At 35.1% G+C, this 14,132-nt stretch carries 14 protein-coding genes; 10 read left to right on the top strand and 4 right to left on the bottom strand.

Annotated elements, in window-relative coordinates:
• From AB4Y90_RS07490 to AB4Y90_RS07500, 3 genes are all read left to right on the top strand, one after another.
• A partial coding sequence (locus AB4Y90_RS07490) for an aspartate ammonia-lyase (RefSeq protein ID WP_441556791.1) occupies positions 1–1,020 on the top strand: 1,020 nt, incomplete at its 5' end.
• Positions 1,021–1,130: 110 nt separating this feature from the next.
• Positions 1,131–1,985 (top strand): glycosyltransferase, encoded by an 855-nt coding sequence (locus AB4Y90_RS07495; protein WP_441556792.1) that lies wholly within the window; start codon positions 1,131–1,133, stop codon positions 1,983–1,985.
• Between the two features lie 89 nt (positions 1,986–2,074).
• Entirely contained in the window at positions 2,075–3,103 is a 1,029-nt protein-coding gene (locus AB4Y90_RS07500) for a hypothetical protein (RefSeq protein WP_441556793.1), read from the top strand.
• On the opposite strand, the gene AB4Y90_RS07505 is transcribed toward AB4Y90_RS07500, so the two are convergent.
• The 3 genes from AB4Y90_RS07505 to AB4Y90_RS07515 all read right to left on the bottom strand — a co-directional run bounded on the left by AB4Y90_RS07505 (position 3,096) and on the right by AB4Y90_RS07515 (position 6,151).
• Positions 3,096–4,571 carry a lipopolysaccharide biosynthesis protein gene (locus AB4Y90_RS07505; RefSeq protein WP_441556794.1) on the bottom strand — a complete coding sequence of 492 codons (1,476 nt, stop codon included), beginning with the start codon at positions 4,569–4,571 and terminating at the stop codon, positions 3,096–3,098. The two genes, AB4Y90_RS07500 and AB4Y90_RS07505, sit on opposite strands and share 8 nt — an antisense overlap.
• A 3-nt stretch (positions 4,572–4,574) precedes the next feature.
• The gene (locus tag AB4Y90_RS07510) at positions 4,575–5,369 is read right to left on the bottom strand and encodes an FkbM family methyltransferase (protein ID WP_441556795.1); all 795 of its coding nucleotides are present in this window, start codon (positions 5,367–5,369) and stop codon (positions 4,575–4,577) included.
• A 104-nt stretch (positions 5,370–5,473) separates the two neighbouring features.
• Positions 5,474–6,151, bottom strand: coding sequence for a DUF2461 domain-containing protein (locus AB4Y90_RS07515; protein WP_441556796.1), 678 nt, complete (start codon positions 6,149–6,151; stop codon positions 5,474–5,476).
• 273 nt (positions 6,152–6,424) lie between these two features.
• Here AB4Y90_RS07515 and AB4Y90_RS07520 point away from each other — a divergent pair, with 273 nt between their 5' ends.
• The 4 genes from AB4Y90_RS07520 to AB4Y90_RS07535 all read left to right on the top strand — a co-directional run bounded on the left by AB4Y90_RS07520 (position 6,425) and on the right by AB4Y90_RS07535 (position 10,731).
• On the top strand, positions 6,425–8,128 hold the full coding sequence (locus AB4Y90_RS07520; protein WP_441556797.1) for a DEAD/DEAH box helicase: 1,704 nt from the start codon (positions 6,425–6,427) through the stop codon (positions 8,126–8,128).
• A gap of 231 nt (positions 8,129–8,359) precedes the next feature.
• The gene (locus AB4Y90_RS07525; RefSeq protein ID WP_074229593.1) at positions 8,360–8,998 is read left to right on the top strand and encodes a DUF47 domain-containing protein; all 639 of its coding nucleotides are present in this window, start codon (positions 8,360–8,362) and stop codon (positions 8,996–8,998) included.
• A gap of 15 nt (positions 8,999–9,013) precedes the next feature.
• Positions 9,014–10,156: an anion permease gene (locus AB4Y90_RS07530; RefSeq protein WP_441556798.1), complete on the top strand. Its 1,143-nt coding sequence runs from the start codon at positions 9,014–9,016 to the stop codon at positions 10,154–10,156.
• Between the two features lie 95 nt (positions 10,157–10,251).
• The gene (locus tag AB4Y90_RS07535; RefSeq protein WP_441556799.1) at positions 10,252–10,731 is read left to right on the top strand and encodes a hypothetical protein; all 480 of its coding nucleotides are present in this window, start codon (positions 10,252–10,254) and stop codon (positions 10,729–10,731) included.
• 213 nt (positions 10,732–10,944) lie between these two features.
• On the opposite strand, the gene AB4Y90_RS07540 is transcribed toward AB4Y90_RS07535, so the two are convergent.
• Positions 10,945–11,337, bottom strand: a complete 393-nt coding sequence (locus tag AB4Y90_RS07540) for a helix-turn-helix transcriptional regulator (protein WP_441556800.1) — start codon at positions 11,335–11,337, stop codon at positions 10,945–10,947.
• Positions 11,338–11,487: 150 nt separating this feature from the next.
• Here AB4Y90_RS07540 and AB4Y90_RS07545 point away from each other — a divergent pair, with 150 nt between their 5' ends.
• The 3 genes from AB4Y90_RS07545 to AB4Y90_RS07555 form a co-directional block, all read left to right on the top strand.
• On the top strand, positions 11,488–13,014 hold the full coding sequence (locus tag AB4Y90_RS07545) for a hypothetical protein (RefSeq protein WP_441556801.1): 1,527 nt from the start codon (positions 11,488–11,490) through the stop codon (positions 13,012–13,014).
• A gap of 11 nt (positions 13,015–13,025) precedes the next feature.
• A complete protein-coding gene (locus AB4Y90_RS07550; RefSeq protein WP_441556802.1) occupies positions 13,026–13,553 on the top strand; it encodes a DUF6705 family protein in 528 nt (175 codons plus the stop codon).
• Between the two features lie 14 nt (positions 13,554–13,567).
• The coding region (locus AB4Y90_RS07555; RefSeq protein WP_441556803.1) for a hypothetical protein at positions 13,568–14,132 on the top strand (565 nt) is incomplete at its 3' end.

A 14,132-nucleotide genomic window follows, 5' to 3' on the forward strand; every position in this document is an offset into this window, starting at 1 on the left:
TCCTACAGCAATCAAAATGGGATTGTTGCATATGAACGAAACTTTAGTGAAGAAACTCCTACAGCAATCAAAATGGGATTGTTGCATATGAACGAAACTTTAGTGAAGAAACTTGAAGGAATTGTCGAGGCTTTCCGTGAAAAAGGAAAAGAGTTTCACGATATTATTAAAATGGGAAGAACGCAGCTTCAGGACGCAGTTCCGATGACAATGGGACAGGAGTTTGAAGCTTTTGCAGCAACTTTGGAAGAAGATATTTCAAAACTGAATAACAACGCCAATCTTTTCGTAGAAGTGAATATGGGAGCAACTGCAATCGGTACCGGAATCAACGCACCGATCGGTTATGCTGCACTTTGTGCTAAAAATTTAGCTGAACTTACAGGTTATCCGATTGTTTCTGCTCCGGATTTGGTAGAAGCAACGCCGGATACAGGTTCTTATGTGATTTATTCTTCAGCAATGAAGCGTCTTGCGGTAAAACTTTCTAAGATATGTAACGATTTGAGACTGCTTTCTTCCGGGCCAAGAGCGGGATTGTCTGAAATTAATCTTCCGCCGATGCAGCCCGGTTCATCAATTATGCCCGGAAAAGTAAATCCTGTGATTCCGGAAGTGGTCAATCAGGTTTGTTTTAAAGTGATCGGAAATGATCTTACCGTAACTTTTGCCGCTGAAGCCGGACAATTACAGTTAAACGTAATGGAACCTGTTCTTTCGCATGCGATTATGGAAAATATTCACTTCCTGTGCAATGCTTTGGAAACGCTTCGCGAAAAGTGTGTAATCGGAATTACTGCCAATAAAGACGTTTGTCTGAATATGGTAAGACACAGCATCGGGATTGTAACGGCTTTAAATCCTTACATCGGCTACAAACAATCAACAAAAATTGCAAAAGAAGCTTTGGAAACCGGAAAAAGCGTTTACAATTTGGTTCTGGAACAAAACTTACTTTCTCAGGAAAAATTAGACGAAATTCTTGATCCTAAAAATATGCTGAAACCGCACAATAAATAATATTAATGATAAATGATGATTGATAAATGATATAATTAAATCATTAGATTTGCATCAATCATCATTTGTCAACTATCATTTATAAGTTATTCATCATTGATAATTTTGCTTTGAAATTTTTAGTCATAATTCCTGCTCACAACGAGGAAAATAATCTTCCGTTTACTTTAGATTCTTTACAACAGCAAAGTTTTAAAGATTTTAAAGTGGTAATGGTAAATGATGGCTCTACTGATAGAACTTCAGAAGTCATTAAAAAATATACAGATCAGGATTCCAGATTTGAAACCATCAATCTGCAAAAATCTGCGCATCAACCGGGTTCTAAAGTTGTGGCAGCATTCAAAAAAGGATTGGAAACTCAGGATCTGAAAAATTTTGATATCATTTGCAAATTTGATTCAGATATTATTCTTTCTGAAAATTATCTGCAAACGGTCGCAGATTCTTTTACAAAAAATCCTGATTACGGCTTGGTTGGAGGTTTGTTGTATGTCGAAAAAAACGGAGAATGGGTTTACGAAGGAAATTCTAATAAACACCATGTTCGCGGTCCGATGAAAGCTTACCGAAAAGAATGTTTTCTTCAAATGGGAGGTTTACGTGAAACATTAGGCTGGGATAATATTGATGCGATTCTTCTGCAAAATTTAGGCTGGAAAGAAATCGTGCTTCCCGATTTACACGTAAAATTAATCAAGGTGAAAGGTGCAGATTATACCATAAAACCTGCCGATTATTATGGAAGGTATTTTTATTTTTTAGGCTTAAACCGTTTTCTGACTTATGTTGCAGCAGCCAAAGAAGCTGCAAAAATAAAATCGCCTTCGTTCCTGTTTCAGATTATTGGTTCGTACGAAAAATGCAAATCTCACAATCTTGAGTTGAAAATTTCAAAAGATGAACAAAAAGTGATTAATCAGCAAAGGTGGAATCAGTTTAAAAAGAAATGGTTTAAAATGTAACTCATTTTAAATTTCAATAGGAACGGGCTTTAGCCCGTTTTTTAAATAGAATAAATACAATGGCTTTAGCCAAAACTTAAAATTTCACTTTGAAAAAAATAGCTTACATAGAAATTGATACCCACGCAGAAATTGCTGCGGATTTTATGGATTTAATGAATGATTCAAGAGAATTTTCTGTGGATTATTATTTTTCACAAAGAATTAAAAATCAGATAAAAACCAATGACGAAGCTATTTTTTTATCGGATAATTCGATGATTTTAGATCAACTGAAAGCAAAGAAATATGATTTAATTATTATTGGAACGGTTCATCGGTATTTCAATACTTTTTTAAACATTTCCTCTAAATACAAAACGGCTGTCATTGTTCATAATCTTAATTTTTCAAAGGCTTCCAAATTAGATTTAATCAAAAATGTTTTCAGGGAAGATGTTGTTTACCGATTGAAATTATGGTGGAAGGAAGGTCTTTTTTATGCTTCAAAAGTTTACAGAAATTCTGGTCAGCTTTTGGTTTTGGATAAAGAATTTTCGTCTTCTGAATATCAGTTTTTACCGCTTTTTTATACCAAAGAATTTACTCAAAATAAGAATGAAAAACTCACAATTGTTATTCCGGGTGGAGTTTCTCAAAAAAGACGTGATTATCAACATGTTTTAGATGTAATTCAAAAAACAGAKGGATCAGAAAGGATTGAATTTGTTTTTTTAGGCAAAGCAAAAGGAGAGGAACTTGATGCGATCGAGAAAATTTCTGATCAGTTTAATATCAAATATTTTACAGAAAGAGTTTCTCAGGAAGAGTTTGAAATGTGGATGAAAAAAGCGGATGTTTTGTGGTGTCCGATTCAGCAACAAACCGAATTTTTCAGCCAGAAAGAAGTGTACGGAAAAACAAAAATGACCGGAAACATCGGTGATACAATTAAGTTTGGAAAAATCGCTGTTTTCCCTGCAAATTATACTTCAAATCTTGAATTTATTGTTGCCGAAAAAGAAAATGTTATTGAGCAATTTTACGAACTGCAGAATATTCAACATGATTTTCAGAAAGAATACAGCAAGCAAACTGTCCTCGAAAATTTAGAAAATTTTCTTCACAAGCTTACTTAAATTTCAAAATACTTTTAAAGAATTTTGCATTCAGATAATCTTCGATCGGAAATATTTTTGTGAAATGATTTCCAACGAATATCAAAGCCAAAACAACTGCAGGTTTGTAGATTAAATTGATGAAATTATTCTCAAAAACGGGCAAAACAATTGCCACCGTAATCGCTAAAGTACAGATAATCGACACAAAAATCATTTCAATGGAAAAAGGTGAAACCTTAAACACGAAATAGTTGAAAATAACCTTAATAAGATTGTAAAGAGTAACCGAAATTGCGGTTGATAGAGCGATTCCTATCAGTGAAAGATCGGTATTGTTGATGAAATACCAGTTTAAACCAATCGTTAAACCAGCCAGTAAAAGCATCACGATAATGTTGAATTTGTAGTATCTTGAAAGCGAAATAATATTCCCGTTAAAACCGGTAGCCAAATCCATTAAAACGGCAGAACCCCAAATCCAGATTACAGGTTGGTACAATCTCAGTAAATCACCTTTATTTGGCATAAAATAGGTTAAATAAGGGAAACCTACCATGATGCATCCAAACAAAACGGCTCCTAAAAAATAGATCGTTAATGATGTTTTTTTATGAAACCTGTCGAGCTCTCTCATATCTCCATCAGCTAAATTTTTTCGGATAATGGGTGCTGAAATATTAAACAAGCCGAGTTGCGGAATTGAAATCAATGAAATAAGAGCCAATAAAATGCTGTAAACTGCGATCTCTTCTTCACCGATAAATTCACCAATCATATAATTATTAATTGCCATGTGATTTCCGAAAGTTCCAAGAAATCCAAAGAAACTATAGGCTGCAAACTCTTTGTAAAAATTGTCTTTTTTAAAGTAATCTCTGCTGAAATCGAGATGTATTTTATCAAGCTTGTTGGTGTAATAAATATATCCTGTAAGCATTAAAGCAAACATTCCGAAGAAAAATGCCAATGCAGTCTGCTCTGAAAACTGAAAATAAAAAAACAGGCAGAACGATCCTAAGTTGGCTAATTTCGGCAAAAGATTATCGAAGATATTAGAAACAACAATTCTTTTGTAATTGGAAATATACCTGTTGAAAATCGCACATAAAGAAAGTGTTAAAACCAGAGGGAGAATGTATTTTTTGCTTTCCCAGATTTTCATTTTTGTAAATTCAGGAAAAAAGATTGGAATGAGAAAAAAAACAACTAAAAATACGATGAAATTAATAGAAACAAAAGCCAGAGAAAGAGACAACATATTTTGATGTTTGCCATCTTCATGGGCTTTCCCGAAAAACTTCACATTTGAATATGAAATCCCCAAAACAACAAAAGGAACCAGCATTTCTGCAGCAGACATGATATATCTTAGTTTCCCGTAAAAAAAGAGGTCGTTGGTAAATATGAAAATCGAAAACATCCCGATCAACGTCGCAACGTACCCGATGATGGAATATTTAAAACCCTGTCTTGCTACTACACTCATATTTTAAATGTTTTTTGGAAGGAAAATAATATTGTTGATGTAGTCGGTTTTATTTTTTTCGTCAGTAATATTTTTCAGTAAAATTTCTTCGGTCAGTTTTTCTACAATGAATTTTTTTCTGTTTAAATAATGCGCTTCAAAACCCCAGCTTTCAACTTCCGAAATCTCGCTCCAGATCGGTTGGTCGTGGTGTCTCTGTTCCATTTCAACCATTAAAGTAGGCCTGAATTTTTGGATGCTTTCTTTTCCTCCAAAAAGAGTTTTCATTTCGTTTCCTTCCACATCGATCTTGATGAAATCTATTTTTTTGATGTTTTTAGATTTCGCCCAATCATCCAGCTTTACCACTTCTACGGTTTCTGTATAAGAGTTTTCTTCGTCTTTTTCTTTGTAAGATGTGTTTAAAGTCCCTCTCGAAGCAACCATTTTTCCTTTAATAATCGGAACTTTAAATTGTGCGGTTGTATTTTCGTCAGAAAGCGCCACAGAAGAAATATTCATTGTTGGGAAAAGTCTTTTCAGCCTGATGTTGAGCTTTTTATTGGGCTCAAAAGCGTAAATGTTTTTGTGATTCAGCTTGTTTTCAAACTGATAAAGGAACGTTCCGACGTTGGCTCCGATATCAAAAATCACGGCGTCGTTTTGTAAATATTCTTTAATCCAAACCAGCTCTGGCTCTACATTACGATCCGAAAAATTTTCTTTGGTGAGATTTTTTAAACTTTTAAAATATCTCTGTTTATAAAAACCCGGACTAATGTACTGCAGTTTTTCTGCGAGTTGCTGGTATAAAGACATTGTGTGGAAATTTGACGACCAGCAAAGGTAATGAAAAATGTTAAATTGCTGTTAAAAAAGATCAATTGTAATGAGTTGATTATCAGTATTTGTTTCTCTTTTTTTTAATTGTGGATATTTGAAATCGAGGTATCTAAGAAATCATTCAGTGGTTTTGCCGCTTCAAATATTTTTGAAATGTTTTTCACCGCATTTTTATCAGAAAGATCTTTATTGGTAATATTGTACACGCCTATGAAGCTTTTCAGTTTTAAATATTCTGCCATCGGATCATCTTTTTCAAAACCTTGAGGAACATTTTTTAACTTATGTTCAGGATCGAGCTCACCATAATATTTTTTGAAATCTTTATCGTCAATTGCTTTTAAAAAATCGTCTTTAAAAAGAGAAACTTCTTTTCTTATTCCTTTTAAAATAGGAGCATCAGGAAGATAAATCCCGCTTCCTAAAAAAGATTTTCCGGGTTCTACATGAAGATAGAAACCGGCTTTGCTGTTCATTTTTCCCATTCCGAGTGATGCCCCGAAATAGGTTTTGTATGGTGTTTTATCTTTTGAAAACCTGGTGTCTCTGTAGATTCTGAGCAAAGATTTTTTGGCGTCAAGTTTTAAAATGTTTTCATCAAATTTTCCCATTTCTGCAATCAGCTCTTCTGTGAATTCCTGAAAATCTGCCTGCGCTTCAGTAAAAAGATTTTTGTTGTCATTAAACCATTCGCGGTTGTTATTTTTATCAATAAGTTTTAAAAAATCAAATACTTTTGATGAAATCTGAGATGCCATTTTTTAAATTTTAATCAAATGTAAATATTATTATTCAAAATAAACCATTAAAAAGTTTTCATTAATTCATAATTATCAGTGTATAAAATGTATTATTTGGTAATTGTAATTATTGTTGAAAAATTTTTAAATTAAAAATAAAAAAATTATAGTTTTTTTGTTTAAATATAAAAATGATTGTGGTTTTCTAAAATAAAATTATCAATTCGTTAATATTATATAATTCAATATTCAAATAATAATTGTACCTTTGCAAAAATTTTATAATATTTAATGAATTTATTTACGGAGACCAATTTAAGTCCTGATATTCTTAAGGCAATTGGCGAACTGGGTTATGAAAGCCCGACAGAAATCCAAAAACAGACTATCCCTTTTATTCTTTCAGATATTCGCGATCTTATCGCACTTGCGCAGACAGGGACAGGCAAAACAGCAGCGTTTTCGCTTCCGATTTTGGATATGATTGACGATACGAGTCGCAAAATCCAATTTTTGGTGCTTTGTCCGACACGAGAATTATGTCTTCAGATTGCTAAAGACATTAAAAACTACACCAAGTATATGCCTAATGTAAAATCTACGGCGGTGTATGGTGGTAGCAGTATTATGGATCAGATTCGTTCTTTAAAGGAAAAACCGCAGATTATTGTGGGAACTCCGGGAAGGGTAATCGATTTGATTAACAGAAAAGCTTTAGACTTTTCGGCAATTCACTGGTTGGTTTTAGACGAAGCAGATGAGATGCTTTCAATGGGTTTCAAAGACGAGCTGGAAACCATTATGAGAGAAACTCCTGAAACAAAACAGACTTTCTTGTTCTCGGCTACGATGAGCAAAGAAGTGGAGCGTATTTCAAAAAATTATTTAACCAAACCTCACCGTATTTCTGTAGGTTCTATTAACGAAGTTAAAAAGAACATTAAGCACGAATATTATGTGGCTGGTTACCGTCAGAAAAAAGAGGCTTTGAAGAGACTGATCGATTCAAACCCTAATCAATACTCAATTATTTTCTGCAGAACAAGAATGGAAACTCAGGAAGTTGCCGATTTCTTAATGCAGAACGGTTATGCAGCAGATGCTCTTCACGGTGATCTTTCTCAGGCGCAGAGAGATACAGTAATGAAGAAATTCAGACTGAAAAACATCAATATTTTGGTCGCAACAGACGTTGCTGCAAGAGGTTTGGACGTAGATTCTTTAACGCACGTTATTCACTATTCTTTACCGGATGATCCTGAAGTATTCGTTCACAGAAGTGGTAGAACAGGTAGAGCCGGAAAAGACGGTATTTCTATTTCTTTAATTAAACCTGAAGAAAGCAGAAAACTAAAGCAGATCAAATCGGTTACTAAAATTGAAATCAACGAAGCTAAAGTTCCTACAGGAGAAGAGATTATCAAAGCTCAGGTTGGCGGTGTTTTTGAAAGTTTATTTGAAGTACACGAAGATTTCTTTGAATTTGATGATTCATTGATTCCTGATCTTTCAGCGTTCACAAAAGAAGAATTGGTGCACAAATTACTTCAGTTCCAGTTAAAAGATCTTGCTTTGTATTACAAAGACAGACATGATCTTATGGAGCAGAAGCTGAGCAGCAGAGATGATGACAGAGGCGGAAGAGGAGACAGAAGAGATCGTGACAGAGGTAGAGACCGTGACAGAGGCGGAAGAGACCGTGATAGAGGTGACAGAAGAGATCGTGGCGGAAAACCTAGACAGCGAGATGAAAACATGACCAGATTTTTCTTCAACCTTGGTAAAAAAGACCACTTGAAAAAACTGGATGTTTTAGAGATCATCAACAAAGCAACTTCAAGCAAAGGAAACAAGAGAGCGGAAATAGGTAACATCGAGATCCTTGAAAAATTCTCATTCTTTGAAGTTGAGAAATCTTTCAAAAGCGAGCTTTTAGGAAATATTTCATCAATGAAGTTCAAAGGAAAAGATATGAGAGCTGAAGAAGCTAACTAATCTTATTCTTAGCATATAGATTAAGCCGGCATTATTGCCGGTTTTTTTATTTAGATTTTATTTAAACAAGTGTTTAAAGTATTGAATCTAAAGCTTCTACAAAGTTGCTGGTTGCTATAGGTTTTTTATGTCAACAAATATTACTTCAATGTGAACAAAAATTAACGTGGGATGCTTTTACGTAATATGGTTTTTTAAGAAATTTGCACACGAATTTATAAATACTATAAAATGGGCATTGGTAATATTTTCCACGCTTTTCAACCGAAAGATAAAATCTTCTTTGTGCTTTTCGAAAAAGTTACAGATAACCTGGTTGCTATGTCTAACGATTTTAATCACGGAATCAAAGATTTTGATCTGAATGACGATTCTATGCTGAAATTGATGAGCGACTACGAGCACAAAAATGATGAGCTTACTCACGAGATCTTCGTTGAATTGGGGAAAAACTTCATTACACCTTTCGATCGTGAAGATATTCACACCTTAGCTACAGGCTTAGATGATATTGCAGATTATATTTATGCATCTGCCAAATATATTTTCCTTTACAAATCTCCTTTAATGAAGGCTTACGCAGATTTCTCGTTACTGATTCACAAAGCGTGTCTTGAGATTCAGAATGCCATGAAAAACCTTAAAGGTTTCAAAAACATGGAGCAGGTAAAAGAAGCTTGCATTAAAGTAAACTCTATAGAAAATATTGCAGATGATCTTCTTTCAAATTCTATGGTAGAATTGTTTGAAACGAATGATGCCATTAATATTATTAAAATTTCATCAGTATTAAATTACCTTGAAGTAGTAACCGATAAAGCAGAAGATGTTGCCAATACGATTGAGAACATCATGATCAAATACGCATAAAACAATATAGCAGAAATGGAATTTCCTATTTTACTTACGGTTATTATTGCTTTAGCTTTAATCTTCGATTACATCAACGGTTTTCATGATGCGGCAAACTCTATTGCAACCATTGTTTCTACGAAAGTTCTTACCCCTTTTCAGGCGGTACTTTGGGCAGCAGTATGGAACTTTGCAGCATTCTTTATTGCGGCTTATATTATCGGAGAATTTAAAATCGGTAACACGATTGCCAAAACCGTTAACGAAAACTTTATTACGCTGGAAGTAATCTTTTCAGGACTTATTGCGGCGATTGCCTGGAACCTTCTTACATGGTGGTTTGGGATCCCTTCATCATCATCACACACTTTGATCGGCGGTTTTTTAGGAGCAGCATTAATGCACGCTTTCCTGATGGATTACCGCGAGGTAGTTGCAAGCCAGCCAGATTTGGGAATGTTTGCCACGATAAAGGAAGCGGTGATGAAAGTAACAACACAAAATGTTGTGAAGTTCAGCAAAGTAATTCCTATTTTCCTATTCATATTCCTGGCTCCGGTTATCGGGATGGTCATTTCAATTATCATTACTTTAATTATTGTACAATTATATAAAAAATCAAACCCGCATAAAGCAGATAAGGCATTCAAAAGACTTCAGCTTGCGTCTTCGGCTTTATTCAGCCTGGGTCACGGTCTTAACGATGCCCAGAAAGTAATGGGGATCATTGGTGCGGCATTAATCTATTATCATGTAAATATGCTTCAGGATCCTGTTTATTTGAATATAATACCGGCAGAACGTTTCAACTATTTCTCAGAACATTATATGTGGGTTCCGTTGGTATCCTTCATTGCCATTGCATTGGGAACCATGAGTGGCGGATGGAAAATCATCAAAACAATGGGAACCAAAATTACAAAAGTAACACCATTGGAAGGGGTAAGTGCAGAAACAGCAGGAGCGATCACGCTTTTCATTACCGATCACTTCGGGATCCCGGTTTCTACTACACATACCATTACCGGATCAATCATCGGGGTAGGTCTTACCAAAAGAATCTCTGCAGTACGATGGGGAATTACCGTAAGCTTGCTTTGGGCTTGGGTTTTAACGATTCCTATTTCGGCAATTGTTGCAGGAGGTACTTATTTGTTGAYTACTTATTTTTCTTAATTAAAAGATTATTATTCAAAAAATATTGTAAGCCGCAGTTGTAAACTGCGGTTTTTTTATTATTTTTGATTTACAATTTAAAAAATACACAAACGATGAGCACAAAAAATCAAATCAGTGTGGAGATCCCACAAAACGTATTGGCAGAAGTAAACCAAAAGCTTCAGGAATGCAAAACCCTCTTAGCGCCTTATCTGCAGGCACTTACTGTCGACGATAGAAAATCTCTTTTCAAAATGGGAGACAAAACGGTGGCTACCGTGCAGAAAGTAAAAAGCTATCTTGAAACCAATCCCGAATTTGCACCTTCTTACATGGATAAAGCAGAGTTTCTGAAAGACGAAGCGGTGGTAAGCGGTCTTAGCCCGATCTTTAATCTTGCAGAGCAGCTTGCTTCAGATCTTAACGATACGGTTACCCTTGCGGGAAGTGAAGCGCTTACGGCATCGATGCTATATTATGGCAGCACCAAAGAAGCGGCTTCCAAAGGTGTGGCTACAGCAATACCGATCTACGAAGACCTTAGCCAGAGGTTTAGCAAAAGAGGAAGCAGAAACTTCCCTGATAAGCAATAAAGAATGTTTTAAATGTGTTTGTAGACTCTTTTAGCAATTACGGAAATGCTGAAAGAGTCTTTTTAATGATATTTTGAAACTAATTTGATACAAAAAGAATCTCCCGACACTCTTTTTGGGTCTCCTGAGATATAAAAAGAGTCTTTTTTTATTCTTTTTGTCTCTTTTTAAATACAAAACGCATCTCCCGGGATGCGTTTTTTGTATTCTTAATTATTTTTGAGACTTCAGAAGCCTGTTTTCTTCTCTTAATCTTTGGTTTTCTTCTTTAAGAAGAGCAATATGATCATTAAGACTTTCGATCAGCTTATCCGAAGCTTGATAATTATTTGTTTGATTTTGAATCATATTATTACTTGAATTTTCATTCGAAGTATTTTCTTTGTTTATCTGCGTATAACCCTCTTCCGGTTTCAGAATATCATCCAGTTCCACATTAAGCGAGGTGCAGATCTTTTCGATATGGTTGATCCACGAATTGGTTTCACCGTTTTCGATGCGCTGATACGTAGAGCGTGAGATATGCAGCTTTTCTGCAAGCTCTTCCTGAGAAAAACCTCTCTCTTCTCTGTACGTTCTTATTCTTTTGCCTATGCTTGTATTCATTACTAAAACTGTTTGCGTACAGCAAATATAAATTTTTTTTCGAAAATAATCATGCATCAAAAATAGGGCATTGTGGTATAGATTATTTATCACATATTTGTAGAGTTAAGAAAAAATTATATATTTAACCCACTAAAAAACAAATGATTTATGAAAAAAAATCTATTCCTCAGGCTTTGCCTGATTCTTATGGTCGCACTTACCATCTTCTCCTGCAGAACAGACCATCTTCCCGAGCAGGAAACCACTTACAGCAACAACTCGAAATTTCAGCTTACCTCGAAAAGGACTTCTTTGGATGAAGCGAAGCATAAAGATAAGCTTGTTACCGAGCTTAATAAGGCTGAAGCGAAGATTAAGACAATTTCTAAAACTAATGCTCAAGGTAAGATTGTTAATTACGGAAACGGGGTTTCTATCGATACCGATAATGTGATCTATATAGAAAATGGCCCCGATTTTTATACCTATACCTTTCGTATTGACAGAGAAAATGCACTTGAAAATGCACCTGTTGAGAACCTTGTCTTAAGCCCTTTATCAGACGGAAGTTACAGAGAACTTTTAGTATCTTACAACCTCACCACTCAAGAAAAACAAGCGCTTATCAACGGAGACTTTGTAAATCTTCAGGAAAAAGTGCAAACCACCGAACTTGCATCGGGAACTTATTCCGGACAAATTTTTTCTAAAACCACCACCCAATGCCACTGGGAAACCTATATTTATTATACACCATGTGCATGTCATCCGGGGCATTATGATGCCTCAGAATGTACCTGCATTAAAGGGAAACCTAAACAATACGTCCTTACATGGAACGTATGTGAAGAGGTAGAAGATACTGCTCCTGGTGGTGGAGCTGCCACACCGGAAAATTCGCCCGGAGGAGGGTCTACAGATCCTAATACAGGAATTATCCCAAACCAGCCTTGTGAAGGAAGTATACCTTCCCAGCCAGAAGACCCGAATTCTACTTTAGGAACTAACGAAGGCTGTAATCCCAGTACACCTACTTTACCGAATCTGGAATTTAATCCTCCTAAAACACCATGCGAAAAAATAAAAAAGGTTGGAAAACACGAGGATACAAAAGCTCTTTTTGAAAACCTAAAAACCAAAACCAATTCTACCAAAGAATTTGGTGAAATCCTACAAGAAAATAATGGACAAATAAATAATGCTTCTATAGAAGGGGAAATAGGACAAGCTGGAATCATTTTCAATATAAGTGGGCAGATTGATGGCTTTCTGCATTCTCATTATACAGGTTTGCTATCAGTATTTTCCCCTGCCGATCTTGCAACATTGTCTGGATTTTATAAAAATGGAAACATAAAAGACCCTAATACTTTTATTTTAGGTCTTGTAACAGCATCTAATACCCAATATATGATTGTGATTGATGATATTGCAAAATTCGATATTTTTGCACAAAAATTTATTTTGCCTAATGGACAAATTAATCAAGGATATGTAGATGCTTATGGACAAGCAACTTATATAAAATATAATATTAAGCAAAATAATTTGTCAAATGCTAATGAATTAGGATTTGTAAAATTGCTTTCTGAAAAAAATAGTGGCTTAAAGATATTGAAAGGCTCAAACAATTCCACCACTTGGGAGGAGCTTGTTATTAAAGATGGAAAAATAGATCCGAAACCATGTAATTAAAATTAAATTAAATGAAAAATATAACACACTTTGTAAGCAGTCTATTTCTAATGATAATGTTTAATAATTGTTGTGCTCAGCATTTCCAAGACCCCAATGCAGACAAATTTGCAGGAACATGGAAATGGGGAGATATTAGCAATGGGATAACTTTTATTATGAAAAAAGAAAATAATGTAAAACTTTTAGGTTATGATGATCTAGATACTTTTGACATTTTAATAGGTTTTCATAAAATATATAAAAATGGATTGATAACAGAAGATACTACAATGCATAGTAATACCAATTTTGAGCACCAAAAAAAATCATTTATTGCAAGTACAAGTATTCATGAAAATAATCCTAATGAGCTAAGAGTAAATATGACGCACAAAAATAAAAATATTGAATTAAAAATTTCATATATAAATCCAACACATATAAAGATAACAGAAGTAAGAAATATGGAAGGCGCAAGATTTGTTCGACCAGGAGATCCACCARTTGATTGGTCAATAGACATTCCTAATAATATTGTAATGACAAAAGTCCCATAAAATAAGCCTCCAATTTGGAGGTTTTTCAACTTGTATTCAGAAACGGCGTTTCTATCGATACCGATAATGTGATCTATATAGAAAACGGCCCCGATTTTTATACCTATACCTTTCGTATTGACAGAGAAAATGCTCTTGAAAATGCTCCTGTTGAGAACCTTGTCTTAAGCCCTTTATCAGACGGAAGCTGGAAAGAAGAGCTGGTTACTTATAACCTCACCGCTCAGGAGAAGCAGACGATGCTTGCAGGCAGTACGGTAGATCTAAAAGGAAAAATAACCAAAGAGTTGCTACAAAGCGGAACTTATGCACCACAAGTAATGGAAAGAGTAGTCTGCTATGATTATGTGGATGCCTACTACACGACATGCAGCGGTGGCATGCATCACAATGGAGAAGAATTTGGTCCTTTAAGTGAGGGGAAATGCCCGGAACCTACCCAGTCGGTACTGGTAATTACGGTAACAAGGAGATGTAATGACATAGCAGTGGGAGGTAACGATGAGGGTGGAACTCCATCGATACCGTCTGAAGGCGGCGGAAACCAAGGAGGAGGCGGAACAGCGCCTTCTACCCAGC

The organism is Chryseobacterium sp. 2TAF14 (assembly GCF_052115105.1).
In the GTDB taxonomy this organism is placed as follows: Bacteria; Bacteroidota; Bacteroidia; order Flavobacteriales; family Weeksellaceae; genus Chryseobacterium.